General features: G+C 59.7%; 22 protein-coding genes and 5 pseudogenes. 11 read left to right on the plus strand and 16 right to left on the minus strand.

The window, feature by feature from the left end:
- Positions 1-201 precede the first annotated feature (201 nt).
- The gene (locus ACE10X_RS04135) at positions 202-1,038 is read left to right on the plus strand and encodes an outer membrane protein (protein WP_011090915.1); all 837 of its coding nucleotides are present in this window, start codon (positions 202-204) and stop codon (positions 1,036-1,038) included.
- Positions 974-2,302, plus strand: a complete 1,329-nt coding sequence (gene ltrA, locus ACE10X_RS04140; protein ID WP_014498615.1) for a group II intron reverse transcriptase/maturase — start codon at positions 974-976, stop codon at positions 2,300-2,302. The genes ACE10X_RS04135 and ltrA overlap by 65 nt, the downstream gene beginning before the upstream one ends.
- 166 nt (positions 2,303-2,468) lie before the next feature.
- Here the strand turns inward: ltrA and ACE10X_RS04145 are convergent.
- The 6 genes and pseudogenes from ACE10X_RS04145 to ACE10X_RS04170 all read right to left on the minus strand — a co-directional run.
- Positions 2,469-3,240 (minus strand): annotated as a pseudogene (locus ACE10X_RS04145) (IS66 family transposase); the annotation flags it as partial.
- Positions 3,241-3,343: 103 nt separating this feature from the next.
- Positions 3,344-3,823: pseudogene (locus ACE10X_RS04150) on the minus strand (tyrosine-type recombinase/integrase); the annotation flags it as partial.
- Positions 3,771-4,823, minus strand: coding sequence for a tyrosine-type recombinase/integrase (locus tag ACE10X_RS04155; RefSeq protein ID WP_309248222.1), 1,053 nt, complete (start codon positions 4,821-4,823; stop codon positions 3,771-3,773). The gene ACE10X_RS04155 and the pseudogene ACE10X_RS04150, both read right to left, overlap by 53 nt.
- Entirely contained in the window at positions 4,777-5,877 is a 1,101-nt protein-coding gene (locus ACE10X_RS04160) for a hypothetical protein (RefSeq protein WP_018647441.1), read from the minus strand. The genes ACE10X_RS04155 and ACE10X_RS04160 overlap by 47 nt, the downstream gene beginning before the upstream one ends.
- A gap of 43 nt (positions 5,878-5,920) precedes the next feature.
- Positions 5,921-6,968 (minus strand): annotated as a pseudogene (locus tag ACE10X_RS04165) (nucleotidyl transferase AbiEii/AbiGii toxin family protein).
- On the minus strand, positions 6,965-7,630 hold the full coding sequence (locus ACE10X_RS04170; protein WP_014498608.1) for a DUF6088 family protein: 666 nt from the start codon (positions 7,628-7,630) through the stop codon (positions 6,965-6,967). Before ACE10X_RS04170 ends, ACE10X_RS04165 begins: the two are co-directional and overlap by 4 nt.
- A 466-nt stretch (positions 7,631-8,096) precedes the next feature.
- On the opposite strand from ACE10X_RS04170, the gene ACE10X_RS04175 reads away from it, so the two are divergent.
- Complete coding sequence (locus ACE10X_RS04175) at positions 8,097-8,981, plus strand: hypothetical protein (RefSeq protein WP_014498607.1); 885 nt, start codon at positions 8,097-8,099, stop codon at positions 8,979-8,981.
- Between the two features lie 19 nt (positions 8,982-9,000).
- On the opposite strand, the gene ACE10X_RS04180 is transcribed toward ACE10X_RS04175, so the two are convergent.
- Positions 9,001-9,306, minus strand: coding sequence for a transposase (locus ACE10X_RS04180; RefSeq protein ID WP_202557294.1), 306 nt, complete (start codon positions 9,304-9,306; stop codon positions 9,001-9,003).
- On the opposite strand from ACE10X_RS04180, the pseudogene ACE10X_RS04185 reads away from it, so the two are divergent.
- The 4 genes and pseudogenes from ACE10X_RS04185 to ACE10X_RS04200 form a co-directional block, all read left to right on the plus strand.
- Positions 9,229-9,393: pseudogene (locus tag ACE10X_RS04185) on the plus strand (hypothetical protein); the annotation flags it as partial. The gene ACE10X_RS04180 and the pseudogene ACE10X_RS04185 sit on opposite strands and share 78 nt — an antisense overlap.
- Positions 9,394-9,654: 261 nt before the next feature.
- Positions 9,655-9,939, plus strand: coding sequence for a helix-turn-helix domain-containing protein (locus ACE10X_RS04190; protein WP_014498605.1), 285 nt, complete (start codon positions 9,655-9,657; stop codon positions 9,937-9,939).
- 665 nt (positions 9,940-10,604) lie between these two features.
- Positions 10,605-11,499: pseudogene (locus tag ACE10X_RS04195) on the plus strand (IS5 family transposase); the annotation flags it as partial.
- A 73-nt stretch (positions 11,500-11,572) separates the two neighbouring features.
- Positions 11,573-11,926, plus strand: coding sequence for a hypothetical protein (locus ACE10X_RS04200; RefSeq protein ID WP_014498603.1), 354 nt, complete (start codon positions 11,573-11,575; stop codon positions 11,924-11,926).
- Positions 11,927-12,389: 463 nt separating this feature from the next.
- On the opposite strand, the gene ACE10X_RS04205 is transcribed toward ACE10X_RS04200, so the two are convergent.
- The 6 genes from ACE10X_RS04205 to ACE10X_RS04230 form a co-directional block, all read right to left on the minus strand.
- Complete coding sequence (locus tag ACE10X_RS04205) at positions 12,390-12,815, minus strand: hypothetical protein (protein WP_223153792.1); 426 nt, start codon at positions 12,813-12,815, stop codon at positions 12,390-12,392.
- 146 nt (positions 12,816-12,961) lie between these two features.
- Positions 12,962-13,492 carry a VOC family protein gene (locus ACE10X_RS04210; protein ID WP_026192141.1) on the minus strand — a complete coding sequence of 177 codons (531 nt, stop codon included), beginning with the start codon at positions 13,490-13,492 and terminating at the stop codon, positions 12,962-12,964.
- A gap of 105 nt (positions 13,493-13,597) precedes the next feature.
- Entirely contained in the window at positions 13,598-14,446 is an 849-nt protein-coding gene (locus ACE10X_RS04215) for an alpha/beta fold hydrolase (RefSeq protein WP_011090907.1), read from the minus strand.
- Complete coding sequence (locus ACE10X_RS04220) at positions 14,443-15,321, minus strand: oxidoreductase (protein ID WP_011090906.1); 879 nt, start codon at positions 15,319-15,321, stop codon at positions 14,443-14,445. Before ACE10X_RS04220 ends, ACE10X_RS04215 begins: the two co-directional genes overlap by 4 nt.
- A gap of 104 nt (positions 15,322-15,425) precedes the next feature.
- Positions 15,426-16,073 (minus strand): L,D-transpeptidase, encoded by a 648-nt coding sequence (locus tag ACE10X_RS04225; RefSeq protein ID WP_014498601.1) that lies wholly within the window; start codon positions 16,071-16,073, stop codon positions 15,426-15,428.
- 159 nt (positions 16,074-16,232) lie between these two features.
- Positions 16,233-16,841, minus strand: coding sequence for a TetR/AcrR family transcriptional regulator (locus ACE10X_RS04230; RefSeq protein WP_011090904.1), 609 nt, complete (start codon positions 16,839-16,841; stop codon positions 16,233-16,235).
- 264 nt (positions 16,842-17,105) lie between these two features.
- On the opposite strand from ACE10X_RS04230, the gene ACE10X_RS04235 reads away from it, so the two are divergent.
- The 3 genes from ACE10X_RS04235 (at position 17,106) to ACE10X_RS04245 (ending at position 20,335) form a co-directional block, all read left to right on the plus strand.
- A complete protein-coding gene (locus tag ACE10X_RS04235; RefSeq protein ID WP_009734588.1) occupies positions 17,106-17,690 on the plus strand; it encodes a DUF308 domain-containing protein in 585 nt (194 codons plus the stop codon).
- Positions 17,691-17,947: 257 nt separating this feature from the next.
- Entirely contained in the window at positions 17,948-19,012 is a 1,065-nt protein-coding gene (locus tag ACE10X_RS04240; RefSeq protein ID WP_011088795.1) for an IS110 family transposase, read from the plus strand.
- A 558-nt stretch (positions 19,013-19,570) separates the two neighbouring features.
- Positions 19,571-20,335, plus strand: a complete 765-nt coding sequence (locus ACE10X_RS04245) for an IS5 family transposase (protein ID WP_014498598.1) — start codon at positions 19,571-19,573, stop codon at positions 20,333-20,335.
- 10 nt (positions 20,336-20,345) lie between these two features.
- Here ACE10X_RS04245 and ACE10X_RS04250 read toward each other — a convergent pair whose 3' ends face one another.
- The 3 genes from ACE10X_RS04250 to ACE10X_RS04260 all read right to left on the minus strand — a co-directional run bounded on the left by ACE10X_RS04250 (position 20,346) and on the right by ACE10X_RS04260 (position 23,956).
- Complete coding sequence (locus tag ACE10X_RS04250) at positions 20,346-21,455, minus strand: IS630-like element ISBj5 family transposase (RefSeq protein WP_011085265.1); 1,110 nt, start codon at positions 21,453-21,455, stop codon at positions 20,346-20,348.
- 40 nt (positions 21,456-21,495) lie between these two features.
- Complete coding sequence (locus tag ACE10X_RS04255; protein WP_375764047.1) at positions 21,496-23,283, minus strand: ATP-binding protein; 1,788 nt, start codon at positions 23,281-23,283, stop codon at positions 21,496-21,498.
- Positions 23,284-23,401: 118 nt separating this feature from the next.
- On the minus strand, positions 23,402-23,956 hold the full coding sequence (locus ACE10X_RS04260) for a hypothetical protein (RefSeq protein ID WP_014498596.1): 555 nt from the start codon (positions 23,954-23,956) through the stop codon (positions 23,402-23,404).
- Positions 23,957-24,142: 186 nt separating this feature from the next.
- Between ACE10X_RS04260 and ACE10X_RS04265 the strand changes: the two genes are divergently transcribed.
- Positions 24,143-24,919: a helix-turn-helix transcriptional regulator gene (locus tag ACE10X_RS04265; protein ID WP_014498595.1), complete on the plus strand. Its 777-nt coding sequence runs from the start codon at positions 24,143-24,145 to the stop codon at positions 24,917-24,919.
- Positions 24,920-24,991 lie beyond the last annotated feature (72 nt).

A 24,991-nucleotide genomic window follows, 5' to 3' on the forward strand; every position in this document is an offset into this window, starting at 1 on the left:
ACCGTCGTACAAGCATGAAAGCAGAGCCTGCTCGCCTCTCTGGAATGGACACGGCAAGAAGCGGCTGTCGCAGTTGCAGCAAGATGCTGCCTCCTACCAGATTGGAGAGGTGATCTGCCTGCCAGCTCGAACTATCGAGCTAACCACAACTTGGGGACAAGCTACGCAATATTTTTCCGTGCTCAGCAGGAGGACTCTCGGATGAAGTGCAACAAGCAATTGTCGCTCGCGAGCATCATTGCGTTCGGGACGATCGCTTTTGGGAGCGGAAGTTTAGCTGCTGATTTGCCTGCGGCACCTGTCGTCAAAGCGCCGGCTCCCGTTTATCCTCTCTTCAGCTGGACTGGAGGTTACATCGGCGGCAGTGTAGGCTCGGGTTGGGGTACCAGCCAGACCGACCTCGCTGTGGGCAATACATTCATTGGCGCCCCCGTCAACCAGACCGTAAACCAGCTCATCGGCGGCACTGCCGATTTGAATGTGCCATTGCCGCAGGTGCAGCTGAACGGCTTCCTCGGCGGCGTACAAGCCGGTTACAATTTCCAGTCCGGTGTGATGGTCTACGGCGTGGAAAGCGATTTTTTATGGAGTGGTATCAAGGGGCGCACTGGCTGCTTTGTGGTCTTGAACTGCACGAACGACACCAAATGGATTGCCGATATCACCGGACGGGTCGGCGTCACGGTGGGCGACCGCGGCCTAGTCTACATCAAGGGCGGCGCAGCTTGGGCCGATTCCAGCATCGGCATCAACCAGTCCTTTGCCGTTACATCGAACTTGGGGGCTGGCTTTGCTGCTAACGGTGCTGCCGATGGCCGAGCGACCAAGAACATATTTGGCGGCACATTGGGTGCGGGCATCGAGTATGCCTTCCTGCCCGGCTGGTCAGCCAAAGTTGAGTATGACTACTTCGATTTCGGCAGGCAAGACGTAAAGCTGCCGGTTTCGGTAGTCGAGAACACGGCGATTGGTGATGAACCTAGTAACACCGAGAATATCCGTTCAGAAACTTCAGACCTCGCTGCAGGCGAAAGCTAAGGCTGAACCAGATTATCGATTCTACTCTCTTTGGGACAAAATCTGCAGACTGGATGTGCTGGAGGAAGCCTACAGGCGCTGCCGAGCAAACCGGGGGTCGCCGGGGGCGGATGGCATCACATTTGCTCAGATCGAAACCGAGGGACGCGAACGATGGCTGGAAAATGTCAGACAGGAGCTGACGGCGGGTGACTACCGACCGCAGCCCCTTCTGAGGGTATGGATACCGAAGAGCAATGGCGGACGCCGACCGCTCAGCATTCCAACCGTAAAAGACCGAACGGTCATGACGGCGGCGATGCTGGTGATCGGCGCCATCTTCGAAGCGGACCTGCTGGAGAACCAGTATGGCTTCCGCCCGAAGGTGGACGCCAAGATGGCAGTGCGCCGCGTGTTCTGGCACATCAGAGATCATCGGCGATCAGAGATCGTCGATGCGGACCTGAGGGATTACTTCACCTCGATTCCGCATGCACCACTGATGAAATGCCTCACACGCAGGATCGCCGATGGTCGGCTTCTTTCGATGATCAAAGGCTGGCTGACAGTCGCGGTTATCGAGAAGGACGGCCGGCGGATCACAAGGACGGCGGAGGCTCGGACGAAGAAAAGAGGAACTCCACAAGGCTCACCTTTGAGCCCGTTGTTGGCGAATCTCTACTTTCGTCGGTTTCTGCTGGCTTGGCGCAAACACGGACACCAAGATCAACTCGATGCGCATATCGTGAATTACGCGGATGACTTCGTGATCTGCTGTCGCCCCGGTTCGTCCGAGACGGCAATGGCGCGGATGCAGACGCTAATGAACAGGCTCGGGTTGGAGGTGAACGATACCAAGACGCGACTCGCTCGGGTCCCAGAGGATAGCGTAACATTCCTCGGGTATACGATCGGACGCTTCTATGGAAAGGGAGGTCAAGCCTTTCTTGGCACAAGACCTTCCAAGAAAGCCGTTCGACGATTGCTCAGACAGGTCCACGACCGCACGACACGTCAGTGGTATCCGGACTCACCGGAGAACACAGTCGCTGTCATCAACCGCTTCCTACGCGGCTGGTGCGGCTACTTCGACCAAGGTCCAGTGGTGGAAACTTACAACCTCATTCGGCAATACGTCGACCGTCGTCTGCGTCATTGGTTGGTCCAGCGCACCGGGGCACGTGGCCGGGGCTTCAACCGTTACTCGCAGGAATACCTGCATGAAACGCTTGGCCTCTACCGCCTCCCAAGAGCGCGTGCCGACGTGCCGAGAGCGAAGGCTTGATGGGTTGAGAGAAAGCCGGATGCGGGAAATCCGCACGTCCGGTTTGACGAGCGGCGACTGGAAACGGAGCCATGGTCCGAAATGAGCCACCGGCACTCAGCGAAAGCTGCCGGCCAACGGCAACTCCTCGGAACCTGTAGCCACCGCGTCAGTCGTCGACTCTACCGAGCTCGATGCGACCATCGGTCAGAAATCGTTCGAAGATGGCACGGCGCGAGACGGCATAGCGGATCGCCTCAGCCAGTTTTGATTTGCCGAAGATCCGACGCAAGGTCTGCTGCCAGAGATCGAAGAGATCTGCGACGATCGCCGCGGAGGCTTGCTGGCGCGCGGCAACGCGAGTGTCGGGGCTTTGACCGCGCATCGTTTTCTCGACCTGCCAGAACTTCGCCATCCGCTCGACCGTCGCCGTTGCCACTTCTGAGCTCCCTGCAACATGCAGCTCGTAGAACTTGCGTCTGCAGTGTGACCAGCAGCCAGCCTGTGATGCAATCATTGCCGCGATCGGATCGCGCGAGCTTGTTATAGGCGGCGTAGCCATCCACCTGCAGGATTCCGCGATAACCATTGAGATGGCGGACCGCGCATTCACCGGAGCGGCTGTCTTCGAAGCGATAAGCCACCATCGGGGGACCGTTGCGGCCAAACGTTCGATCATCCCTGGCATAGGCCCATAAATAGGCCGTCTTTGTCGATCCGGAGCCCGGAGCGAGCGTCTGCAAAGTGGTTTCGTCGGCAAAGACCCGTTCGGCCTTCTTGACCTCGCTGAAGATGTAGTCGGCCATGATCTCGAGCTCGAAGCCGAGCTTGCCCATCCATTGCGCCATCAACTGGCGGTCGAGCTCGACCTTGTCGCGGGCGTAGATAGCCTCCTGCCGGTAGAGCGGCAGGCCATCGGCATATTTGGCGACGGCGATCTGGGCCAGAAGCGCTTCCGTCGCCTGAGACGCCCGCCTTCTCAAGTCCCCGGCGCATCATCTCGACATCCGCAGCGGCGTATCGGTGGGTCGTGGCGACCTGAGCATGGCCAAGCCAAGCCTGAATCGTCAGGAGGTCCACGCCTGACCGGAGAAGCTTCATGGCGAGGGAATGCCGGAAGATGTGCGGCGATATCGGCTTGCCCTCCAAGCTTGGCCTCGTGGACCCGGCCTGGGAGGCGGCACGCCGCACGATGTGTGTCGCGCCGAAACGCGTCAGGCGCTCGTTGTGGACCCCGACGAAGATTGGCCGCGGTTCATGATGGGCGAGGCCGCGTTCGCTCAATAGGTTGGTCAGCGATCGCACCAAATCCTGAGGAATGGGAACGACGCGATCTCGGCGTCCCTTGCCATGAAGCAGCACCTGCGGGCGTCCTCGCTCCAACTGAAGGTCGTTCGCGTTGACGCCGGTCGCTTCGGACACGCGAGCGCCGGTTCTCGCCAAGAAGAGCAGAAAGGCCCGGTCGCGCCGACCGCGGGACGTCGTCTGATCAGGGGCTGCGATGATAGCCTCCACCTCGGCGTTGGTGAGATGATGCGTCACCTCGATGTGGGCCCGTTTGGTGGGGATCCGACGAGCCGGTGAGGTAGTAGGCTGTGTCGCTATAGTTGGCGTGGCCGAGGTAGGTGGCGAGTAAGGGCAGCAGCGCTTGGACGTCCGCGCGCTCGTGGTGCCACAGCCTCAGCCTGGTCACCGCGAACCGGTGCCGGAGATCGTGCGGTCGCAGAGGCTTGCCATTGTCAAGGCCCGCGAGCTTGCGGGCCTTAGCGAAGTTGCTTTGCAAGCCGGTTGCCGACAGACGGCAGCCTCGCGAGCTGAGGAAGAACGCCTCGCCTTTGGGCCTGGGAAACACGGTGTCGCGCTCACGGGCGTATCGACGAAGTTTGGCTGCCTGGGTCGTTGGGTGAACAGGAATCAGGCGGTCTTTACGGAACTTGGTTTTACGGACGAGGATGCCCCCGTTGGTCAGATCGACGTCGCCGCGATCAAGCCTGACCACTTCGCCCGATCGTAACCCCGTGCTGGCCAACAATCCGATTAGCGTCGCCATCGTGCGGCCCCTGAGAGGGGTCCCTGGCGAAATGAAGCTGCATGCGTCGATAAGCGACGTCAGCTCAGCCTCACTTAGGGATGCGCGGCGGCGGAATCGCCCTGGACCACGGGAAAGCTCTGCGCTCCAAGACCTCGGTCTGGGGGTCGTAGACGACCAGGTACTCGTAGAATCGGCGGAGCACGCCGTGACGGACCGCGCGGCTGTCGGCGGCGCCACCGAACGACAGGACGAAGTCCAGCGCCATCGTCCGGGTGGCGGGCGCACCCAGCTGAGATCGCTCGACGTAGCGAACGAAAGCCCGCAGCGTGCCGGCTTCTGGAAGCGGCGACAACAGGTGAGAGGAGGCCTGACTACCTCAAGCAGATTGGTCGCGACGCTCTTTCCAGAGCTCCGATAGTGTGGCGTTAGGTTTACTGAGGCCTTCCGCCGCGGCCCTGTCTTCCTAGAATCCATAGGACCGTTCGGCCCAGCGGAGAAGCACACGCGCATCCCGATCGGGTAAGACCACGCGCTGACTACGCAGGCCCTTGGCGATCGCTTGGCCAACCTCTGGCGCAACTCGATTACCATGGGTCATCAAGAAGAACCAACCAAATGGGACGCCGACCTCACGGTCGATGGCTTCGACGCGATCCATCAGGATATGAACCGAGGCGTCGCCAGCGATCAGCCTCTCTTCCGGCAGATGCCGCGGGCGCGGCACGAATCCGATCTCGCGTGTGCCTTTATCGTCGTAGTCGTAAATGTCGAGCGCCCAGTGCACATAGACCCGCTCGGCCGAAGCGCTTGATTCTTCCCAATCCTGGAAGAAGCGCGTCTCCCGCGGCACGAACTCGAACCAGTCCGGCACCAGTTCAAGAAACGGCGTCTCGGTCGTGCCCTCGCGTGTCGTTTCACGTACCACACGGCGTTCCATCTCTGGCCGCTGCGCCTCGCGCTTCTCGCGCTCGAGGCGGGCACACCGCGTCAGGAAGCTCCGGACATGGACGACGCTGCTGCCTGGGCGCCCAAGCATCCGATAGAGCGGACCAGCGATTACCTTGTCGTCGGACATATCTTCGTGCGTGATCCATGACGGATCGAGTAATTCGCCCTTGCCCCAAGGGCGATATGTCGGATTGACGATCGGCCCGGCACGCCATTCAACTTCCAGACCGAGACGGATTTGCACATAGTCCGCCGCGCCCGGTCCAGTTGGCGCGAAGGCATACACACTGTTGCCGTGCCATTCCGAGATCTGAAGGTCGCTCTCGCGCAGTCGCGTCCAGAGCGCGCCAATGTCGCCATTGTCCTTGGCAAGCTCCGCTTCCATCCACGGCCGGTATTCTGCGATCCGTGTCCCGTCGGCGGCGACCACCGAGCGCGTGTCGCGCCAATACTGCTCGTCAATGCCCGATGTCGAAAACGGAAATCCCGGAAACGCCTCTGTGAGCGCGGCCGCCAGCGCCGCTTCGTCAGATCCGGTCGGAAGACGTGCGAGAACCGCCTCGATCGAGGCGGGATCGGGCAATCGCATTGGGATGTTCTCTGGAGCGTCAGCCATGCCATGATCCTATCATCGGCGGTTGTCGAATTCTGCTCGTTTGCTAGCGCGTCCTATTCACCGCGCGTTCGATCTTTTCCATCGACGCGAGGATTTGCTCGAACCGAGGAGCCTCGCCGAAGATCATTGGCGTCATGTTCGTATAGTCACGCGCGAGCGCGTCGATCATTGCCGCAGTCGGCGCAAGCGCAAACGATCCGGTCACGGCCGAGACGAGATCGTAATCAGGCCGGTTGAAGAACATGAGAGCATGACGGACGCAGTCGGCCCCCAATTCGGCATCTTTGACCGCCGACCGGCCGATGTCGGAGGCGAAGAGGCAATACAGGTCGTAGAAGTGCCGCGAAATGCGCTGGCCTTCCTGGCGCAGCTCACCGCGGCGCTCGAACCAGCGGCGCAGCCCGTGAGCGATCACGATTTTGTCCCAGAACGTGCGCTCGGCGTCGATCGTCGTGACGTTCGGCACCGTCAATTCGAGGCCTGCCACGTCGTCGGCAATGTAAGGACGGATATTCGCCAGGTGGTTCGGGTCAAGCGCCGACTTCGCTCCGGACTCGATCCGGACTGCCGGCCGCACATAGGCCTCGTCGCGCGGTTCAACCTCGGGATACCAGACGAGAAGCGTCTGCCCGTCGGCATCCGACGCGTCGATCTCGAGGCGTCCGCGTCCACTCGTCGCTTCGGCGAGATGTTCGGTCAGGAAGGCGTATAGCGGACCGCTAATATAGCTGCGGCAAGCGTCCCGGATCGCATCCAATCGAGCGCGGCGTTTCTTATTCGACAAGATCGATCTCGAGTTCTTCGACTGAAGCAGACTCGTCGAGATCGTTGCGAAACACCGTTATATCGATGTCTTCGGAAAATCTTTCGATCAGCCCGTATGCCTTCGACAGCGACGTCCCGCCCTTGAAGAGAAGGCGCGGACCTCCTGCGGGCCGTTCGTGATAGAGAGCATTGAGGGTCCAGCAGACCCAAAAATCCTTCTCGACGTTTCCGATCGGCGCACCGAGCCGGTTCGCCGTCGTCAGGAAAAGATCAAGCTTCTCGCCGGGTGCGGCGGAGATGACCTCCTTGTAGGCTGCGCTACTCACGCGTGATCCTCCGCCGCGTCGTCAGGTTCGAGCAAGGGCCTGAGAAAGTCCTGCATCCAGATCGGCATAGCTGAAAGACCTGCACGGAGATCGTCGCGAATCTCCTTTCCATGCTGCGGGTTTGCGAACAGCTTGCTGAGGACGTTCTCTACCGCTTGTCGATCGTCCTTCCCCGCCATCATATCCTGCATCCAATAGAGCGCCTGAACGACGCGCATGCCCGGACGTCCGGCCCAATAAAGACGGCTAGGTGCCGCCGACTTGAAATTGATGACCTGCTTTCCAAGTTTGATCGGCTTCAGGCGAGCGTCGACCAGGACCTCGATGCGCGCCGGCACGGCCGTGGTGAGGCCGAGATCATTCGCGGCAGTCATCCCGTCGACCACGACGCGGGCCTGGTCGCGGCGCGCCACAGCCCTGATGACCGCGCGATAGTCGGGGACCATCGGCTTGCCTGTGAGGTTGCTCTTTCGCGGCCGGTCGTAGAGCCCGCGGTCGATGCGGCGCAACTCGCCAGCCGCAACGAGACGCTGCAACGTCTTGTCGACGGCCGCGCGACTGCCGAGATCAGCGAAATCACCGGGTGTCCATACCTCTGTCGGCGTTGCGTCGATGCGGGCAATGAGCCGCGGGCGGAGGTCTGTGGTCGGTTGATCAAGCATGTCCGAAATATGATGCAAATTTCGGTCGTCGGCAAGATTTGTCCGTCCGAACTATGCAGCATTTTTCGGACGTTCCGTTCCCCAAAGAAGCTCATCCAAGGCGACGAAGAATCAGGCAGTATAGCTATAAGTGGTTGATATAAAAAGTTAATTTGCGGTATTTCTGGCTTAATCTGAACCGGTGCCGGGTGGCTGCCTGCGGCGGCCCCGGCAAGGCGGGTAGCTACCAGAGCGGGTGCGGACGCGGAAGGGCTCGCAGGGGATATTTCAGACATACTGCTGCGACCGGCGGATGCCGGTGACAATTCTTGTTAAATTCAGCTCGCCGAATCAGGCTATCCCGCTGCTCGGGACGTTGCCGACGCAAATTTCGATACCATCGTTAGTTGGCTGCGAATACTGAAAATCATTGCATGTGCAAACGCCCGCCGCGCCAAAGCAGATGCTCCATTTGAGCTCATAGTTGATGCCGAGCACATTGAAAAAACTGCGGCCGTTGACGGATCAGTTCGACCTTGGGGACCAATACCTCTCGGCCCCCGGTGGTGAGCCGCTCAAATCGGCGATCATTTCGGCCCACGACAAGCGCGACGACCAGCCAGTCGTGCTCAAATACTGGCAAAAGACCGGCTCAGCGGTCGACGATGATCTTCGTGAAATTTGGCAGCATGAAATGCGCCAGGCACAGCGTGTGCTCGCCTATCCAGGCGCCGACAAGGTCATCGTCGAACTGCTGCGGTACGGCGAGGCGTCGGATGCCTTCTTTCTGGCCATGCCGCGAGATCTCGCGCCACTCGATACCATGGTCAAGCATGCGCGCCCCGATCACTGGCTGAACAATCTTGATGTCCCGCGCTCGCGCATCGTTCTCTGGCGCAACGCCGAGCGTCTGGCGAAGGCGCTTGAAGCCGTCCACAACCAGGGACTGGTCTATGGCCGTCTCGACAGTTCTTCGGTCTTCACGGCGTCTGCCACAGCGCCCGACTTCCGGCTTGGCAGCTTTGAGTGGTGCGTCCGATTGTCGGAGGCGGACAAAGCGCCGCTCGTCGTCTTTGCGAAATCCGCAGGTGCACCGATTATCATGTCGTTCCTCGACGATTGGCGTGCGCTCGGCCTGTTGCTCGCCGGTCTCCTGAAGCTCGATGCCTCGAGCCTCAGCCGTGGGCTCTCAGCCGTGGAGAACGAATCTGATGCGGCAGGTGAGCGGCTGGCCGTCCTCGAGGCCGGTGAGCGAGACACGCTCAGATGGTTGATCGAGCCTGCGCGCCATCGGGCGGTCGACGCCGAGATTGTTTGCAGACGTATCGGGCGCGCACGAAGGGCGAGACGGAGAATGGCGTCGGCTACGTGAAGAAGAACGCGATCGCCGGTCATTCCTTCCCAAGTTGGGAAGCATTCGAGGCGCATCTCGACAGATGGGAGCGTGATGTTGCGAACGTTCGCATCCAGGGCGCGACCGGCGAGGCGCCCCGATCATCCGCTTTGCGCGTGATGAGATACATCGGTTGAAACCGCTCGGCGGACAGCCGTCGTTCGGACCCTTGCGTGAACTGACCCACGTCGTCGGCAATGATTGCGCCGTCGAGATCGACGCGAACAGCTACTCCGTGCCATGGCGCCTTATTGGCGAGCGCATGGCGGTGACGATCGTGGCCGGGGAAGTGCGGATCCGCCATGGATTGCACCAGGTTGCCGTCCACACTGCAATCGGATGGGCGCCGGCTGCGGGTCGTCGACTCCGCTCATCTCGATGGAGTTGTTAGTCGCAATGGCGCGGTCCGCCCGGCTGAGATCGCGGCGGAGCTGGCGGCGTCCCCACCGCCGTCGTTGTTACGCATGCGCGGCGGCGATCAGGGTGAGACTCTCATCCTGATTGTCGCGCTATATACGCACTCTTGCCGAATACGAAGCCGTGGTCGGAGGAAGCTTAGGCGAGTGTGCGCTGCAGGCGGCTTTCGCGAAGAAATTAATAGCGGGACTATAGCCAGTGGTTTGAAGCCCCGGCTTCATGACATGTTTTACGCATGAAAACTCGTGCGATTGTGGCCTGGAATGTGCGTCGAATCCGCGTAGAGCGAGGTATTTCGCAAGAGAAATTGGCTTACGAAGCGGGGGTTGACCGCTCGTATATGGGGGCTCTTGAGCGGCAATCGAAGAACCCGACAATTGATCTTCTCGAACGCATCGCCGAGACGCTGGACGTTCATTTGTCCGAGTTGTTTATTCGGCCGTCTAAAAGTGCGACGACTCCCAAGACCCTGCCTGGAGGTCGCAAGCCGGCGCGTCCACGTCGCAGGAAGAAGAAATAGTGTAAGCGGCAAGCTGAGGCTGTCGGGCGGCGTCGTTCCATGCGAAGTGACCTCAAGGGACATTCGGCCTTCGACAAAGTCATGCTAGCAATGGACCAAGCGTTTATAGAAGTTCGTGGCTTGTAAGTAGCGTACTGGCTAATCTTCGTTACGGATATATTCCTAATCTCGGCTTAGTCGCGCGACCGAAACCTTCGACGACGAGGACGCTAAAAAGAATGATTTGGCTGACGGATGAGCAACGGGAACGCATCCGCAATCACTTTCTGGAGGAGCGCGCTATCGATAGACGACCGGTCGCAAGCCTACTGCGACGCGCCGGATTCTGGAAGCGGTTCTGCGGAGATCGGCGACCAGGCCCAGGACAGCGATGTGCTTAGCGGCCGTCACGACGACGGGGTACGATAACGTGAATGCTTTGCAAAATGGCGGTTCAGCCCTTCCGCAGGATAATCGCTGAAAGCAACCGCATCATCGGCGTGAACATGAAGTAGGCAGTCGTCCGTTAAGAGCGACCAAGCGACTGATGTGGAATCGTAATCTGACAGACCGGCTTTTTTGCGATTGCAGGGTTTTGATGCTTCAGGGATCGGAACCTTCCAATTTCATTTTCAAGATTCCGTCGAATCGCCAGTCATGATTCCGTGGTCGCATCGGAGGGGGTGATGCGGCCGAAGAAGCAGAAGGCGACGGGATCGGGCGATCTGTTCCGGGCCAGGCTGGACCAGATCATCAATATGAAGCACGAGCTGGTTCAGCTCGCCGGCAGGGTCGACTGGGACTGGATCGATGGGGAGATCGCCCCGCTCTACAGCGAGAACGGCCGGCCAGGCATCGCGACCCGCTTCGTGATTGGGCTGCTGCTGCTCAAGCAGATTTACGGCCTGTCCGACGAAGGGGTGTGCGAGCGCTGGGTCCACGACCCGTATTTCCAGTACTTCACCGGCGAAGAGTTCTTCCAGCATTCATTTCCGCACGAGCGCTCGGACCTGAGCCACTGGCGCAAGCGGCTCGGCGACAAGCTGGAGCTGCTGTTGGCCGAGAGCCTGCGGGTGGCGCACGAAGCCGGCGCGTTACGCAGCCAGGACCTCAAGCGTGTCACGGTCGATACCACCGTGCAGCCGAAGGCGATCACCTTTCCGACCGATGCTAAGCTGCTGCACGCGGCCATCAAGGGGCTCAACCGCATGGCGAGGAAGCACGGGGTCAAGCTGCGGCAGTCCTATCTTCGCGTCGCCAAGACCGCGGCAATGATGGCGGGACGCTACGCCCATGCCAAGCAATTCAGGCGGCATCAGCGGCAGTTGCGCATCCTGCACAGCCGGCTGGGCCGGATCATCCGTACGCATACGACGAGATCCCCGTCGGAGGCGTACGATCATCCGCGATATCGGCCGCAAGATCGAAGGTCGAGCTGTGCTCGAGAACGCCTTCGTCCTCCCGCTCAGCCGCGCTTCGCAGATCCGCTCGCAACAGCAGCGTCAGCGTGGCTGGAAGCATTATTCTTTCCACGCCCCGGAGGTGGAGTGCATCGGCAAGGGCAAGGCAGCCGCGCCTTACAACTCCAGTGAAGAACAGCGCCATTGGCGCACAGTCGCGGCCATTGTCATGAAATCTCAAGGCCGCGTTCTCGATGTGGAAGCTCAGATCCGACGAAGAGCTGAGGGCGCTAAAGTCCGACTTGGCGGACGGCAAGGGAATGACGTTGTTCACTAGGCTCTCGCTTTCGAACGACATCGAGAAGGGAGTGCCGAACAGCCCGGCGAAGAGAACGAGTAGATTCTCAGACAAGTACGACGCCTTTGGGATATGCTTTAGCTTCGCGCCATTGGACGGAGGGCGGTCGATGTTCGCATCGACCGGCAGATTCGTAATCTCGATAGCCGCGGGGCGAGCTGACGGAGGAACCTGCTCCGAGAGAAACGGCAGGATATCGGTCAACGCAACGGCGATCTTCGACCGCACTGCGGAGATCTGCGCAAGATAAGATCCGTAGGCGGTGGCAGGATATTTGATGGGAGCTAGTTCCTTCTGCAAAAATGCTTTTGCTGCATCGGGAAGCACGAAGGAATGTATCTGGGTTTTGTTCATGTCCGGATTCTTCCTATGTATTTGCGATGTCGCTTTCTGGCCACCGCACTACGAGATCCGCTTCGACTGTCCGCCGATCGCCCTCTCGTGCCCAAAGACAACCATGGGCGCCGCAAGAACGTAAAACGATCATTTGTAAACTAGGGTGCGTACTCATAAACTCTGCCGCTGAGAGTAGGCGCACCTATGTCCGCTTGTCCCCCAACAACGGCGCGAAAGCGGACATTGTCGGACTTCCGAGATGGGTCGACGCTTGGCCGCGACCGGCGTCAATGTCAGGAATTTCGTCCACTGGTAAGGCGTATGATCCTGCCAGTCGGAATTGACGAGTTAACGGGATGCATCGCGACATCCGCCCGTCAGAGCGGGGCTCCGATCATTCGGGTAACGTTGGCGTCAGTAAATCGGGGGACATCGTCCATAATTGCGTCGGTGTCGGCGGATGCAAGCGCAGCGTGAAGCGAAGCCTCATCGCGAAACCGATAAAACCCGACGGAAACATCTACCGAATTGACGTCTCGAGGGAAGAAGGCGGCGGCGCTTTCGAGGCCATGCTTCTGCCAGCATGCGAGCGCCAACGGTAGATGCACGTCGACATAATAGTCGCGATCGAAGTATGTGCCGCCGCTGCAGGTCACGACCATTGTTGCATTTGCCATCAGACGACTTTCTACAGAACCTTCGCATTCAGCGCGCGTCCGCTGTTTATGATTGCGATCGATATGTATGTCGGCCGCCGGACGGCCCTTGCCCGGTTTACGCGAACCGTGTGAATCGTCCGGCATCGCGCTGCCCCGCCGATTCGGGCACATATCGAGGATGAGACGGCGGCTTGGACTCTGTTTCGAAAAGACGCGCGGAGGACCGAGCGCCCAGCCGGTGCCGTGCAACCTGCATGTCGACGGCGCGAGCCGGCGCCGTCCCGCTCATCTCAATCCTCGTCTTGCCACCTCCGCAAGGCCGTCTGGTCGTGGTAAGGCATGCGATCTGGCGTGGTGATGAATTCCATCGTGGTGCCCCATGGCATTCGGCAGTAACAGACCTTGTTTCCAAGACCTTTCTCGGTTGCGTAAGGAATCGCGCGCGGCGCGGTGAGGCGTGTGCCTCCGGCCTTTTCGAAGCGCGTGACCGAGGCGTCGATGTCGTCGGTGTAGACACCGAAATGCGTGATGCCGAAGTCGCTCGCTCGGATCGGCTGGGCTTGTTGGGGGCCGTGCATTTCGAACAGCTCGATGTCGGGTCCGGTGCCGATCTTGACCATCGCCTGTCCACGCACGACCGTTCCCGGGAACGCTCCGACGGCCCGCTCGAATTCGGGGCCTTGCCGCGGCGGATCCTGCGGCCCGAAGGACTGATAGATCACCTGGCCGCCGAAAGCTTGCACCAGGAACGATTTCGCGGCTTCTATGTCGGGCACCGTGATGCCGATATGGTTGACGCCGCGGATGATAGGTGTGGTCATGACGGGTTGTCCTTTCTGATTGAATTGATCGATCGTGATGAGTGCGGGGCTCTGTTGCCGCAGTGTCGCGATTTCTCCGGCCCACAACGACACGGGCGCCGAGTTTCAATGGGCTCCGATGAACTCGATCAGAGCGGCTGCGACTGCATCCGGCCGCTCGTCCGCGACATAGTGGCTACAGCGGGCGATCGAGCCGCCCGTTACGTTGCTGGCGAATTCCTCGACCATCGGCACCATATGCGGACCAAAGCGATGATCCCCGCCGAGAGCCAGCACCGGGATCTCGAGCGGTTGCTTCTTGTACTCAAGCGCCGCTGCGTGGTCGGCGGCGAGGGTGCGATACCATTCCATGCCGCCGCGGGTGCGGCCGGGGAGCGCCATTGCTTTGGCGTAGATCTCGACATCCGCCGGATCGAAGCTGCTGTGATCGTAGAACCGCTCGGCCATGAAGCTCGAAACATAGTCGTATTCACGGCCATGGATCAGGCGCTCGGGGAGATCCCGGCTCATGTGGAAACCAAAGTGCCAGAGCGTTGCGATCGTCGCCTCCCATCCGCTCCAGCCGGGAAGCGGAACGTCCAGAACGGCCAGGTGGGTTACGGCCTCTCGATAGACAGCAGCCAGCGGCAAGGCCACCATTCCGCCGATATCATGGCCGCACACTGCGTAGCGTTGATGGCCAAGGGCAGCCATCACTTCGTGCGCGTCGCGCGCCATTGTCGCCTTGTCGTAGCCGCCGAGCGGACAGTCGGAAAAGCCGGCGCCGCGCAGATCGATCGCGACCACGCTGAAATGCGCGGCCAGTTGCGGCATCACATGGTGCCATTCCCACCATGTTTCCGGCCAGCCATGCAGCAGAAGAATCGACGGGCCTGAGCCGCCCGTGACGGCGTTGATCTTGATGCCGTTCACCGGCACCAGCTGTTGGGCAAAACCCTTCAGAGTCGCGATCATGGTCGCTGTCCCGTCGATGTTGACGTTCGATCGGAGCTCGCGACCCGCGTTCCGGGCGGGTCGAAATCGGTAGCGATCGTGATGTCGTGCCAGGCGTCGATATCGCTGCGGAAGGCAGCCAGCTTTCGCTCGGCGGCAGCATGCGCGACCGGGCCGAGCGGCAGGTGAAGCGGGGCGTCGTCGTCGTCGACGGCGCGCAGGATCACTGCGATCGCCTTGTCGGGGTCGCCCGCCTGATTGCCGTTATTGGTTTCGCGATAGTGCCTGCGCGAGGTCCCGGCATATTCCGGCATCTCGTTGGCGGCGACTGTGATCGAACGGCCGAGGAAATCGGTGCGAAACGGCCCAGGCTCCACGATCAGCACTCGGATGCCGAACGGCTTCAACTCGCTGGCGAGCGCTTCGGAAATCCCTTCCACGGCGAACTTGGCGGCGTTGTAGTAACCGCCGCCTCCGCCGCCCGAGATGCCGGCGACGGACGACATATTGACGATCGCTCCGCCCGAGCGCCGCATGACGGGCAGGGCGGCTCTGGTGGCTTCGATCAAACCGAAGAGGTTTACCTCGAACATCGGCCGGTATTCGTCAGACGTCCCCTCCTCAATCGCGCCATGCAGTCCGTATCCGGCATTGTTGACGAGCACGTCGAACCCGCCGAAGGTCTCGACCGCTTTTGCGACCGCGGCCTTGGCTGCCGCCGCATCGGTCACGTCCAGTGGCACGGTGATCATGCGGCCGTCGAAAGGCTCGGCCATATCCTCGATCGTCTTGACACTGCGGGCCGTCGCGACGACCTGATCGCCGCGCTCCGCCGCCGCGAGCGCGAGCCGCTGGCCGAAGCCGCTTGAGCAGCCTGTGATGAGCCAAGTCTTCATGCTTTCTTCTCCGAGTTGTTATCAGACGATGCAAATCGTTCGCCGCTATTGCGACCCGTGATATCGGCCAAGGCCGACCGACTCTCTGCGATCAGAGGCCATGCTCAAGAACTCACCGCTCGGCCGCCCTGGATGACGACGACGCGGCTGCCGATCTTGACCCGGCTATAGAGATCGATGATGTCTTGGTTGATGAGTCGAATGCATCCGCTCGAAACGGCGCGACCGATCGTCTCCGGCTCGGTCGTCCCATGAATGCGGAACATCGTGTCCCGTTCGCCCTGAAAGAGGTACAGCGCGCGTGGTCCAAGGGGATTGCCAAGCCCGCCGGCCATTCCGCTGGCGAGATGGCCATAGCGCGCAGGCTCCCGATTCATCATGTTCTTGGTCGGAGTCCAATGCGGCCATTCCGCCTTTCGCCTAATGGTCGCGGTGCCTGCGAAAGCGAGACCATCCTTGCCAACGCCAATGCCGTAGCGCATGGCCTTTCCGTCGCCCTCGACAAGATAGAGCTGATGAGCAGCCGTATCGATGACAATCGTCCCGACAGGCTCATTCGTCGTATAGTCCACGCGCTGGCGCAACATCGCCGGATCGACGCCGGATATGTCGACGGCTGGTAAGGTGTAAACTCCGTCGACGAGTTGCGCGTACTCACTCGGCGTGCTGATGATATCGGCCTCGACGAGGCCGCTGCGACTGGCACAACCCGAGAGAACGATCGCCATTGCACCGAATACCGAGAACCGCATAGAGCGCCTGGCATCTGAGTTCCTCATATCGAACCGTAACCTTCGCCGCAGTCCAATCGGTGACTCTGTTGCTGATATCCGAACATTGAAGCTCCCAGGAAAGCCAAGCGTGCCATCGGCACAACTGCAATAGGAACCAATTGGTTCCTAATTTTGCTTTTAAAAAAGCATCTCCATCAGGAGATCGGCATCTTTCAGCATCTCGTCGCGGCGTGATCCAACTTTACCAAGCACCCGCATGCCTTGTGCATGTGAGACGATAAAGTGCGCGATGACTTCAGGATCGGACCTATTGGCGATTTCGCCGGCGGCCTGTCCTTTCGCGATCGTTGCAGCGAACAGGGCTTGAAGCCTGGAGAAAAGACGCTTGATCACCTCTGCGATGTCGGGATCTCCCGGCAACATCTCGGCAGCCGTCAACACACCGAAACAACCGCGCACCCCTTTTTTCCCAGACGACAAATCCGCATACCGCACCAACGCGTTGCGGATTGCCGCCTTCGGCGAGGGGGCTGATCGCAGAACCTCCTGGACGTTTCGTACGCCATCGTCGGTGTAGAACTCGAGGGCGCGCAGGAAGACAGATTTCTTGTCACCGAAAGCCTTGTAGAAGCTGCCCTTCGAAAGCTGCATTCCGGCAAGCAGATCAGGCAACGATGCGTCGTGAAACCCACGATCCCAAAAGATTTGCATCGCTCGCCTCACCGCCTCGTCGAGATCGAATTCACGGGGGCGTCCCACAGGAAGTTTGGTATTGATGGTCATCATACGGGCAATATAAACCAAACGGTTCCTAATTGCAATAGTCGATTTATATGCAGGCCTGCGTTGCTCAGGCTGTGAGGACCGTCCAAAATTTTCGTTCGGCCTCAGTAACGGCTCCCGGCATCGCCTCGTAGTTGGTTACATCCTGTCCGACGCCGCCTCGCAAAGGAGGCGAAACGACAATCATGATGCTTCCCCTCTGCTACGCCGTGGCGTGAAAACATAATGACCAGGCGGACGGGTAACTGCCATCCAGGAAGAGACCACATGACGCTCAGCACTACACGTCCTTCTCCGAAAGCCAATGCCTGGCTCAAGCGCTACTATTTCATTCGCTCTGCCGTCGCGGCTCTATGGGCGGTTGCGGCCTTGACGATCGCCAGAGACCGTTCCCATCTCGCGGCCATCCTGCTGGTTGCCTATCCCTTGTGGGATGCCCTCGCCAACTATCTCGACGCGCAACGCAGCAGTGGGCTTGCTTCGAGCAAGAGCCAGATGGTCAATGTCATCATTAGCATTATTACTGCAATAGCGGTCACCATCGCGCTGACGCGGAGCATGAATGCCGTGCTTTTGATCTTCGGGGCATGGGCGGTCGTCGCGGGGCTTCTTCAGCTTGCGACCGGCGTGGGCCGCTGGGGATCGGCCGGCGCACAATGGGCGATGATCCTCAGCGGCGCACAGTCGGCGCTGGCGGGGTGCTTCTTCGTCTACCGGGCGGGGGTTGTTACCAATGTCGGGATTAGTGACGTTGCCGGCTACGCCGCGTTCGGTGCCTTCTACTTTATGGTTTCGGCCGTTTGGCTATGGAGCACCGGCTTGCGTCGCTCTTCTGTGCAAACCACTGCGTAGCACACGTTTGACGGACCTTCATCATGAAGGACCGGCAGCTGTCTTCGATACCGCCGGTTAGCCGATTGATGGTCCCCGCATCAGCCGTCAGGACGGCCCAGCCATCGCGCTGGCGCCGTCCTATCGAGAAAGATCACCACGTTGGCTACTTCGCGGGGCTCGGCGCAACGCCTCAGATCTGCTAATGGGATGGTCCGGCCGTGCTCCTGCCCCGCCAGCGATAAGCTGGCCAGGGGCGCCAAGACAAGGAGCACGCCATGTCCCAGACACCCAGTACTGCGATCGCCGTGATCGGCATCGATATCGGCAAAAACTCGTTCCACGTCGTGGGCCACGATACGCGCGGCGCCATCGTGCTGCGGCAAAAGTGGTCGCGTGGCCAGGTGGAGGCGCGGCTCGCCAATATGCAGCCTTGCCTGATCGGCATGGAAGCCTGCGTCGGCGCACATCATTTGAGCCGCAAACTCGCATCGCTAGGTCACGATGCCAGGTTGATGCCGGCCAAATATGTCCGCCCTTATAGCAAAGGACCGAAGAACGACTTCAATGATGCCGAAGCGATTGCCGAAGCCGTGCAACGCCCGACGATGAAGTTCGTGGCGACCAAGACCGCGGAGCAACTGGATCTGCAGGCGCTGCATCGGGTGCGCGAGCGGCTGGTGTCGCAACGCACCGGCATCATCAACCAGATTCGCGCCTTCATGCTGGAACGCGGGATCGCGGTGCGCCAGGGTATCGGCTTCCTGCGCACAGAACTGCCCACCATCCTTGCCACGCGCACCGATGCCCTGTCGCCACGCATGTTGCGTGTCATCGAGGAGTTGGCAGGCGACTGGCGCCGGCTGGATCAGCGCATCGATAGCCTCTCCGGCGAGATCGAAGCACTGGCCCGTCAAGATCAGGCATGTTCGCGCCTGATGACGGTGCCTGGCATCGGGCCGATCATTTCGAGCGCCATGGTAGCCGCGATCGGCACTGGAGACGTCTTCTCCAAAGGCCGTGACTTCGGCGCCTGGCTCGGACTGGTGCCCAAGCAGATCTCGACGGGAGACCGCACGATCCTCGGCAAAATCTCAAGGCGCGGCAATCGCTACCTGCGCGTTCTGTTCGTGCAGGCGGCATGGGTGGTGCTGGTCAGGATCAAGAACTGGGAACGTTACGGACTCAGATCCTGGATCGAAGCCGCCAAGAAGCGATTGCACCACAACGTGCTAGCGATCGCACTCGCCAACAAGCTTGCCCGCATCGCCTGGGCGGTGCTGGCTAAAGGACGCGCCTTCGAGCTGACAAGGACCAACGATGCAGACGTCCAATCCGCTTGATCGTCGCGCCGTGCTCGGGGCGGTCAAGGCGCGGCCTGGCAACGCCGGAGCCAGCCGCAAGCAAAGCGCAACGGCCGGCCTTGACCGCCCGTGCGCGCGACGCGACGCACGTCCTGCGGGCCGGGACGAAGGAACGGCCCCCGGCTCGAACACAGGAACTGCGAGGTAGGAGGAGCAAGCGATGACGTAACCCCATCAACAGGTTCCAGCCAAGGTCTGCGAGAGGATGAGACGAGATGGAGGTTCGGTCTTCCCGGCGCATGCGAACACTGGTGACCCAAATGGCCCAATCGAGGCCTGTCCGCTAATGAGAACGCACGCGCGCTGATATCCATGATGGCCCGGAGAGAATGCTCCAATCAAAGGCCGGATACATTGATGCAAGACCACTCACCACCTGATCGACGAACCTCTTGCTACGCACGGCCGGACCATACATTGGGTCAGGAACGACAAAACTCAAGGTGAGCATAATCGGTCGGCTTTCGAGTGCATAGCGACCAGTTGAGCCCGACAGCCGAGCCATGATTCAAGCCACACAACGGAAGGGGCCGAATCATGCGCTACGAACTCACGGACTATGAGTGGTCCGTCATTAAGCCGATGTTGCCGAATAAGTCGCGCGGCGTGCCGCGGGTGAATGACCGTCGTGTCCTCAACGGCATCTTCTGGGTCTTGCGATCCGGAGCGCCATGGCGCGACCTGCCAGAAAACTTCGGTCCGTACACCACTTGCTACAATCGATTCGTTCGCTGGCGACGGGCCGGCGTGTGGGCCAAGCTCATGAGCGCACTGGCCGGCGCCCATGATGCTGCCGTGCAGATGATCGACACTTCCATTGTTCGCGTACATCAACATGGGGCCTGCATCACAAGAAACTGGCGTCAATCGATGGGAAGGTCACGCGGCGGTCTGACGAGCAAAATCCACGCGGTGGTCGACAGCAATGGTCTACCGGTACAACTTGCGTTGAGTCCTGGCGAGGCGCACGACGTTCGACTTGCCGGTAAACTGCTCTCTCGTTTGAGATCCGGATCAATGCTGCTCGCCGACCGCGGCTACGACGCTGACTGGATCAGGGAGCTTGCCATGAAAAAGGGCGCATGGGCCAATATCCCGCCGAAAAGCAATCGGACCGATCCGATCTGCTTCAGCCCGTATCTCTACCGCGCCCGCAACCGCGTCGAGCGGTTCTTCAACAGGATCAAACAATGCCGTCGGGTGGCGACGCGCTACGACAGGCTTGCTGGAAACTACCTTGCCTTCATCCAACTTGCATCTATCCGGCTATGGCTCGCCGCTCGTTATGAGTCCGCGCCCTAGTCACATGAATCTAAAGTTCGCCACATAAAGTCTGCTGGGCTTTGTGGCAAAAGCGTTTGACGGAAGCCAAGATCTGGTCTGCGGACTTGGTCCATTTGAAGGGCTTCGGGTTGTTGTTGTGCAATTCGATGAAGGTACGGATGTCGGCTTCGAGCTGCCTGACGGAGGTGTGAACACCTCGCCGGATCTGCTTTCTGGTGAGTTCAGCGAACCAGCGCTCGATCTGATTGATCCACGACGCGGAAGTCGGCGTGAAGTGGACATGATAGTGCGGCCGGCGAGCGAGCCACGCTTTAATCTTGGGGGTCTTGTGGGTAGCGTAGTTGTCCATGACGATATGGACAGCGAGCCCCTCAGGGATTTGAGCGTCGATCTCTTTGAGAAACTTCAAGAACTCGAGCGCCCGATGGCGCTTGTAGCATTTGCCAATGACGAAGCCGGAAGCGACATCGAGCGCGGCAAACAGCGTGGTCGTACCATGCCGCACATAGCTATGCGTGCGACGTTCCGGCACCCCAGGCATCATCGGCAAGACCGGCTGCTCGCGATCGAGTGCCTGGATCTGGCTTTTCTCATCGACACTGAGGACAACGGCTCGGTTAGGCGGCGACAGATAAAGCCCGACAATATCGCGCACCTTATCGACGAATAGCGGATCGCTCGATAGTTTAAATGTCTGGCTGCGGTGCGGCTGCAAGCCGAACGCCGTCCACATTCGGCGGATCGTGGTGTGAGAAAAGCCAGTATCCGCAGCCATCGAGCGGATCGACCAGTGCGTTGCGTCGGGCGGCGTCGTACGCAATGTCCGCTCGATTACCTCGGCAACCTGATCATCGTCGATGGTTCGAGGGCGGCCCGGGCGGGCTTCGTCAAGCAGGCCATCACAACGATCCTTCAAGAATCGGCGGCGCCACTTGCCGACGGTGTGTTCATGGATGCCAAGTTCGGCAGCCACAGACTTGCTTGGCAGACCATCTGCACACCGCAGGATCGCGCGGCATCGCTCAGATAGCGATCGGGCTACACGATGACGACGAACTTGCCTCTCCAAGTACGCCCGCTCCTGCGAACTCAGCACCAACGGCGCGATCGGCCGGCCTTTCACACCTGCATTCGCCACGAGCGCTCTCCTCTCTAGAGATCCGAGCGATCAACTAATGTCACGAACTTCCGTTCCAGATGACTAGTTCGTGAAATATCTCGTCGGTGGCCATCTCAACGAGAGGCTTCACGTTCCCAAGAGCGACAAACATCCTCAGGAGAAGAAAAACTCTTTGACGGTCGTGATCGTTGGGTAGTGCCTTTATAAGGAGGTCGCGAATGGCCTCGCGTGCATTTTGCAGATGCTCACCCCCGGCGTCACTCAGGTAGGTGCGGCCGAGCGGTCTCATCGCATCGTGAATCTTGAAACGATCGACACCGAAAATCTGGATTGTACCGCTTGTTCGCAATCGCCTGAATGCCGTGGCCGCGATCTCCGGCTCGAGGTCGAAGGCGCGCTTCAATACGACACTGGCTTCGGATTGAGTCAGTGGGACGTCGCTGAGACTGAGCGCCGCGACAGCGCGGCGCTCAGGGTCGTTAAATCTGTCGAAGACATCTGACAGAATAAGTTCTTGCGCAGTCTCGACAATATGGGTGCGGTCCTCAAGCGCCGCGCAGACTCGGGTGACCACCCCCTCGTAGCTTTCAGCCGCAATTTTCAGCGCATTCTGGACGTAGAGCGGCAGCCCACCAGTGATTTTCAACAAGCGCTCATAGTCTGAGAAATCCCCACGGCATCCGAGCGACGCTCCCTCGGCCGCGGCCGTCTCATTGGACCAGCCGAGAAGCAACTCCGCCTTCACGCCAAGCGTTGCCTCGATTCGGGCGATCGTTGCGCTGGGCTGGGCGAGAAGCACAAACTGCAGCTGATCGGAGGCCCCGACCAGCGAAACCAAATCCGCGGCTGCAATGCGATGCGCGTTATCCAACACCACAGTCGCGGTGAGTTTGTCCTCGGCTAGGTGGCGACCGATCGCAAACAGGATTTCGGTGCCGCTTGCGCCCGGTAACAAGATCTCGCCTAGCTTGCCGCCACGCGATCCGAAGATGCGAGCTGCAAGTTCGCGTGCGACGGCATTGGCCAGCGCAGGGCCGGATATCTCGGCAATATCGTAATATGCCAGACGGTCAGAAGTATGCAGAGCTGTCTGAGAAACCCAGGACGTCTTTCCTGCACCGGAGAGGCCGACGACGAGCCGCACGCGTTGGCCATTTGCCAGATTTGGTTCATGTTCCTGCGGACGATATCGAAGCGTCGGAGCAGGAAAATCTTGGAGTTGGACAACAAGCTGCTCGAAGAGTGCCGGTAATTCCTCAACCGTGAACGTGTGATTGGAGCTTGGCTCAATCCCACCCGCTGCTGCCATCATCCGGCCAGCGATTTTCCAGACGAGGGTTTCTGGAGCCAATACGGAAAAAGGAAGCGTTTCGGCAGCCGCTCGGCACGCCTCGAAACCATCCGCGATGGTCCTCCACGGCAAGGGAAGGGCTTCGTCTACCGCCGGTGATTGCGGCCAATGGAGCCTGGTGTCGGACGGCCATTCTTTACCTGTGATAAGCTTGGCAAATTCCGGCCCAGGCGCACTATTCGATACTATGACGAACTGGCATGAACCGCTCCGTCGACCTTCCTCGTGCTCCTGTCTAATAGCCGCGAACCTTGAGAGTGCGCCATCAATGTCGCTTAGAATAAGGTTAGATGCCCGAGTTTTGACTTGTAGGTAGATTCGTCTGTCAGGCTGGACGAGTTCGACGTCTTCATCATTCTCGACGATGACATGGGTCACACCGGCCCGGGCAGCATCAAACAGACACGCGGCGGCATAGAGGTGCTGATAGAGGAACCCGCGATGAACGGCTTCGATCCGGGCAAGTTGACGGGGATCAAGGTTGAACGTTTCCATATCTGGCGGTCTCGTTATGGCTCAATAAAAGCGTGCGATGGCCGCTCGCGTTCGGCGATGGGTATCCGCTCTGTCGCACCTGTCGTTGAACTGCATCATGCCTTCAATTTCTCCTGGATTAGGCGCGTCGCAGCATTCGCGGGATGTGGACACGGTGAAAACCGTGGGTCTGCACTTGTCGGCGAAGTTTGGGGGTGTCATTGACGCCGAACGCAACCGCCGCCTTCAAGGGGCTGGCAAAGGTTGCGTAGAAGGTCCAGCGAGCGTCTTTCGGCAGAGGCGCGTTCTGCCGACGGTCGGTGATGACGACGTCGCGCGGGTCTTTGGTATTGCGGAAGGCATGGAAGGTGATCCAATCGGGCCGCCTGTAACGTGCCGCCTTGCTGAAGGGCACCGACTGAACCTTCACGTCGCTTTGGTCGAGAACCCAATCGCGCTGTTCCAATATCTGCCTGACCATGTGGCCGACCATCTGCTTGACGCGGTCAACCAGAACATCTTCGCGAAACTCCTCCAGAAGCTGCTCCTCGATGCCCTCGACGGCAGGCTTTCCGAGCTCCGAGGCCGTCTCCAAGCGAGCGATAGTGGCGGGCTTCGTAAGAAACGACCAAATCCGCTGACCGATGTCGGACTCCGAGAGCGAGGCGAATTTCTCCGGATTGTAACGAAGCATGATAAAGGTCTCCTTGACCGGTCATAAATGGCCGGTCATAAATGCCTAGTCAAGGGTACTGCACGTTGAATTGCCCAGTTTGCTGGTTTGCCGCCAGTGTGCCGCTCCGATTCCGGTCGGCTGCCTCACGCTGCCAGGCTCCCTCATGTAAATTTTGAGTCATCGAATACACGGGATGAGGTTGAGATGAGGAAGGTCGTGCCGAACGGGAAGGCGGTGAAAGCCCTGAGGGAGCAGCTTGAAAGGCTGTCGACCCAAAAGGAAATGGCGAGTGAAATCGGTGTCAGCATTCGCATGCTTCGTATGATCGAGAATGAGAATGCGCCAATTGCAGTGACAACGGCTGAACGGTTGGCAAAAGCGCTGCAAGTTCATCGTGAACGCATTATCCTTGGCTCCGAGCTTTCGGAAATGACGCCGACCGTAAGTGCGCCGGAAGTCCTTTCCGCGCTGATGGAAGATGAGGACCGGCTCATCCCCCGCAACGACTATGACATCGCCAGTGCGACAGCGGACGAGGGCGCGCTCTATACGGAGGCGGCCCGCTCGCACGACGTGGCCTGCATTATCGAGACAACGCTCGATGAGGAAACTGGAGCCTATGCGCAGGAGCTTTTCGATATCCTCGTTGGCTTGTCCTGGTCGCAGCGAGATATTCTCGTCGACATTCCCCCCGCGACGGAGATCGCGGTTCGCCGGCGCCTGCGACAGCTCATCGTCCTTCTCAAGGGCAACGACATCTGGATTTATCGAACCTCGGTTCTGAGGCGATTGCCGGAGCGCTACACGGTCGCACCGCCGGACGAGCCGTTCTCCTATCAAAGCCGTCAGGTCGTAGCACTAGGGCCGCCGGGTGAATATGGCGAGACCACCATGCGCGTGCCGATCGATCATGGGCAGCCGTTCATCCTTCCGGCATGGCGGAAGCTTCGCAAGAGCGACAACGAAACAGAGACAGCCTGATGATGAGACGCAATCGCTTGATCGTCGCAGAATTGCACGCGCGCACTGAAATCAAATAGAAGTGCATTGGGC

Origin of the sequence: Bradyrhizobium sp. Pha-3 (assembly GCF_042258325.1) — a bacterium.
Classification (GTDB): domain Bacteria; phylum Pseudomonadota; class Alphaproteobacteria; order Rhizobiales; family Xanthobacteraceae; genus Bradyrhizobium; species Bradyrhizobium elkanii.

What these genes read in the sequence shown, in the direction of transcription:
- ACE10X_RS04135 (WP_011090915.1), top strand. Translation starts at nt 202, where the DNA reads ATGAAGTGCAACAAGCAATTGTCGCTCGCGAGCATCATTGCGTTCGGG.
- ltrA (WP_014498615.1), top strand. Translation starts at nt 974, where the DNA reads ATGAACCTAGTAACACCGAGAATATCCGTTCAGAAACTTCAGACCTCG.
- ACE10X_RS04155 (WP_309248222.1), bottom strand. Translation starts at nt 4,823, where the DNA reads ATGCGCGTGTGCTTCTCCGCTGGGCCGAACGGTCCTATGGATTCTAGG.
- ACE10X_RS04160 (WP_018647441.1), bottom strand. Translation starts at nt 5,877, where the DNA reads ATGGCTGACGCTCCAGAGAACATCCCAATGCGATTGCCCGATCCCGCC.
- ACE10X_RS04170 (WP_014498608.1), bottom strand. Translation starts at nt 7,630, where the DNA reads ATGCTTGATCAACCGACCACAGACCTCCGCCCGCGGCTCATTGCCCGC.
- ACE10X_RS04175 (WP_014498607.1), top strand. Translation starts at nt 8,097, where the DNA reads ATGCCGAGCACATTGAAAAAACTGCGGCCGTTGACGGATCAGTTCGAC.
- ACE10X_RS04180 (WP_202557294.1), bottom strand. Translation starts at nt 9,306, where the DNA reads ATGGCGGATCCGCACTTCCCCGGCCACGATCGTCACCGCCATGCGCTC.
- ACE10X_RS04190 (WP_014498605.1), top strand. Translation starts at nt 9,655, where the DNA reads ATGAAAACTCGTGCGATTGTGGCCTGGAATGTGCGTCGAATCCGCGTA.
- ACE10X_RS04200 (WP_014498603.1), top strand. Translation starts at nt 11,573, where the DNA reads ATGTGGAAGCTCAGATCCGACGAAGAGCTGAGGGCGCTAAAGTCCGAC.
- ACE10X_RS04205 (WP_223153792.1), bottom strand. Translation starts at nt 12,815, where the DNA reads ATGCCGGACGATTCACACGGTTCGCGTAAACCGGGCAAGGGCCGTCCG.
- ACE10X_RS04210 (WP_026192141.1), bottom strand. Translation starts at nt 13,492, where the DNA reads ATGACCACACCTATCATCCGCGGCGTCAACCATATCGGCATCACGGTG.
- ACE10X_RS04215 (WP_011090907.1), bottom strand. Translation starts at nt 14,446, where the DNA reads ATGATCGCGACTCTGAAGGGTTTTGCCCAACAGCTGGTGCCGGTGAAC.
- ACE10X_RS04220 (WP_011090906.1), bottom strand. Translation starts at nt 15,321, where the DNA reads ATGAAGACTTGGCTCATCACAGGCTGCTCAAGCGGCTTCGGCCAGCGG.
- ACE10X_RS04225 (WP_014498601.1), bottom strand. Translation starts at nt 16,073, where the DNA reads ATGCGGTTCTCGGTATTCGGTGCAATGGCGATCGTTCTCTCGGGTTGT.
- ACE10X_RS04230 (WP_011090904.1), bottom strand. Translation starts at nt 16,841, where the DNA reads ATGATGACCATCAATACCAAACTTCCTGTGGGACGCCCCCGTGAATTC.
- ACE10X_RS04235 (WP_009734588.1), top strand. Translation starts at nt 17,106, where the DNA reads ATGACGCTCAGCACTACACGTCCTTCTCCGAAAGCCAATGCCTGGCTC.
- ACE10X_RS04240 (WP_011088795.1), top strand. Translation starts at nt 17,948, where the DNA reads ATGTCCCAGACACCCAGTACTGCGATCGCCGTGATCGGCATCGATATC.
- ACE10X_RS04245 (WP_014498598.1), top strand. Translation starts at nt 19,571, where the DNA reads ATGCGCTACGAACTCACGGACTATGAGTGGTCCGTCATTAAGCCGATG.
- ACE10X_RS04255 (WP_375764047.1), bottom strand. Translation starts at nt 23,283, where the DNA reads ATGGAAACGTTCAACCTTGATCCCCGTCAACTTGCCCGGATCGAAGCC.
- ACE10X_RS04260 (WP_014498596.1), bottom strand. Translation starts at nt 23,956, where the DNA reads ATGCTTCGTTACAATCCGGAGAAATTCGCCTCGCTCTCGGAGTCCGAC.
- ACE10X_RS04265 (WP_014498595.1), top strand. Translation starts at nt 24,143, where the DNA reads ATGAGGAAGGTCGTGCCGAACGGGAAGGCGGTGAAAGCCCTGAGGGAG.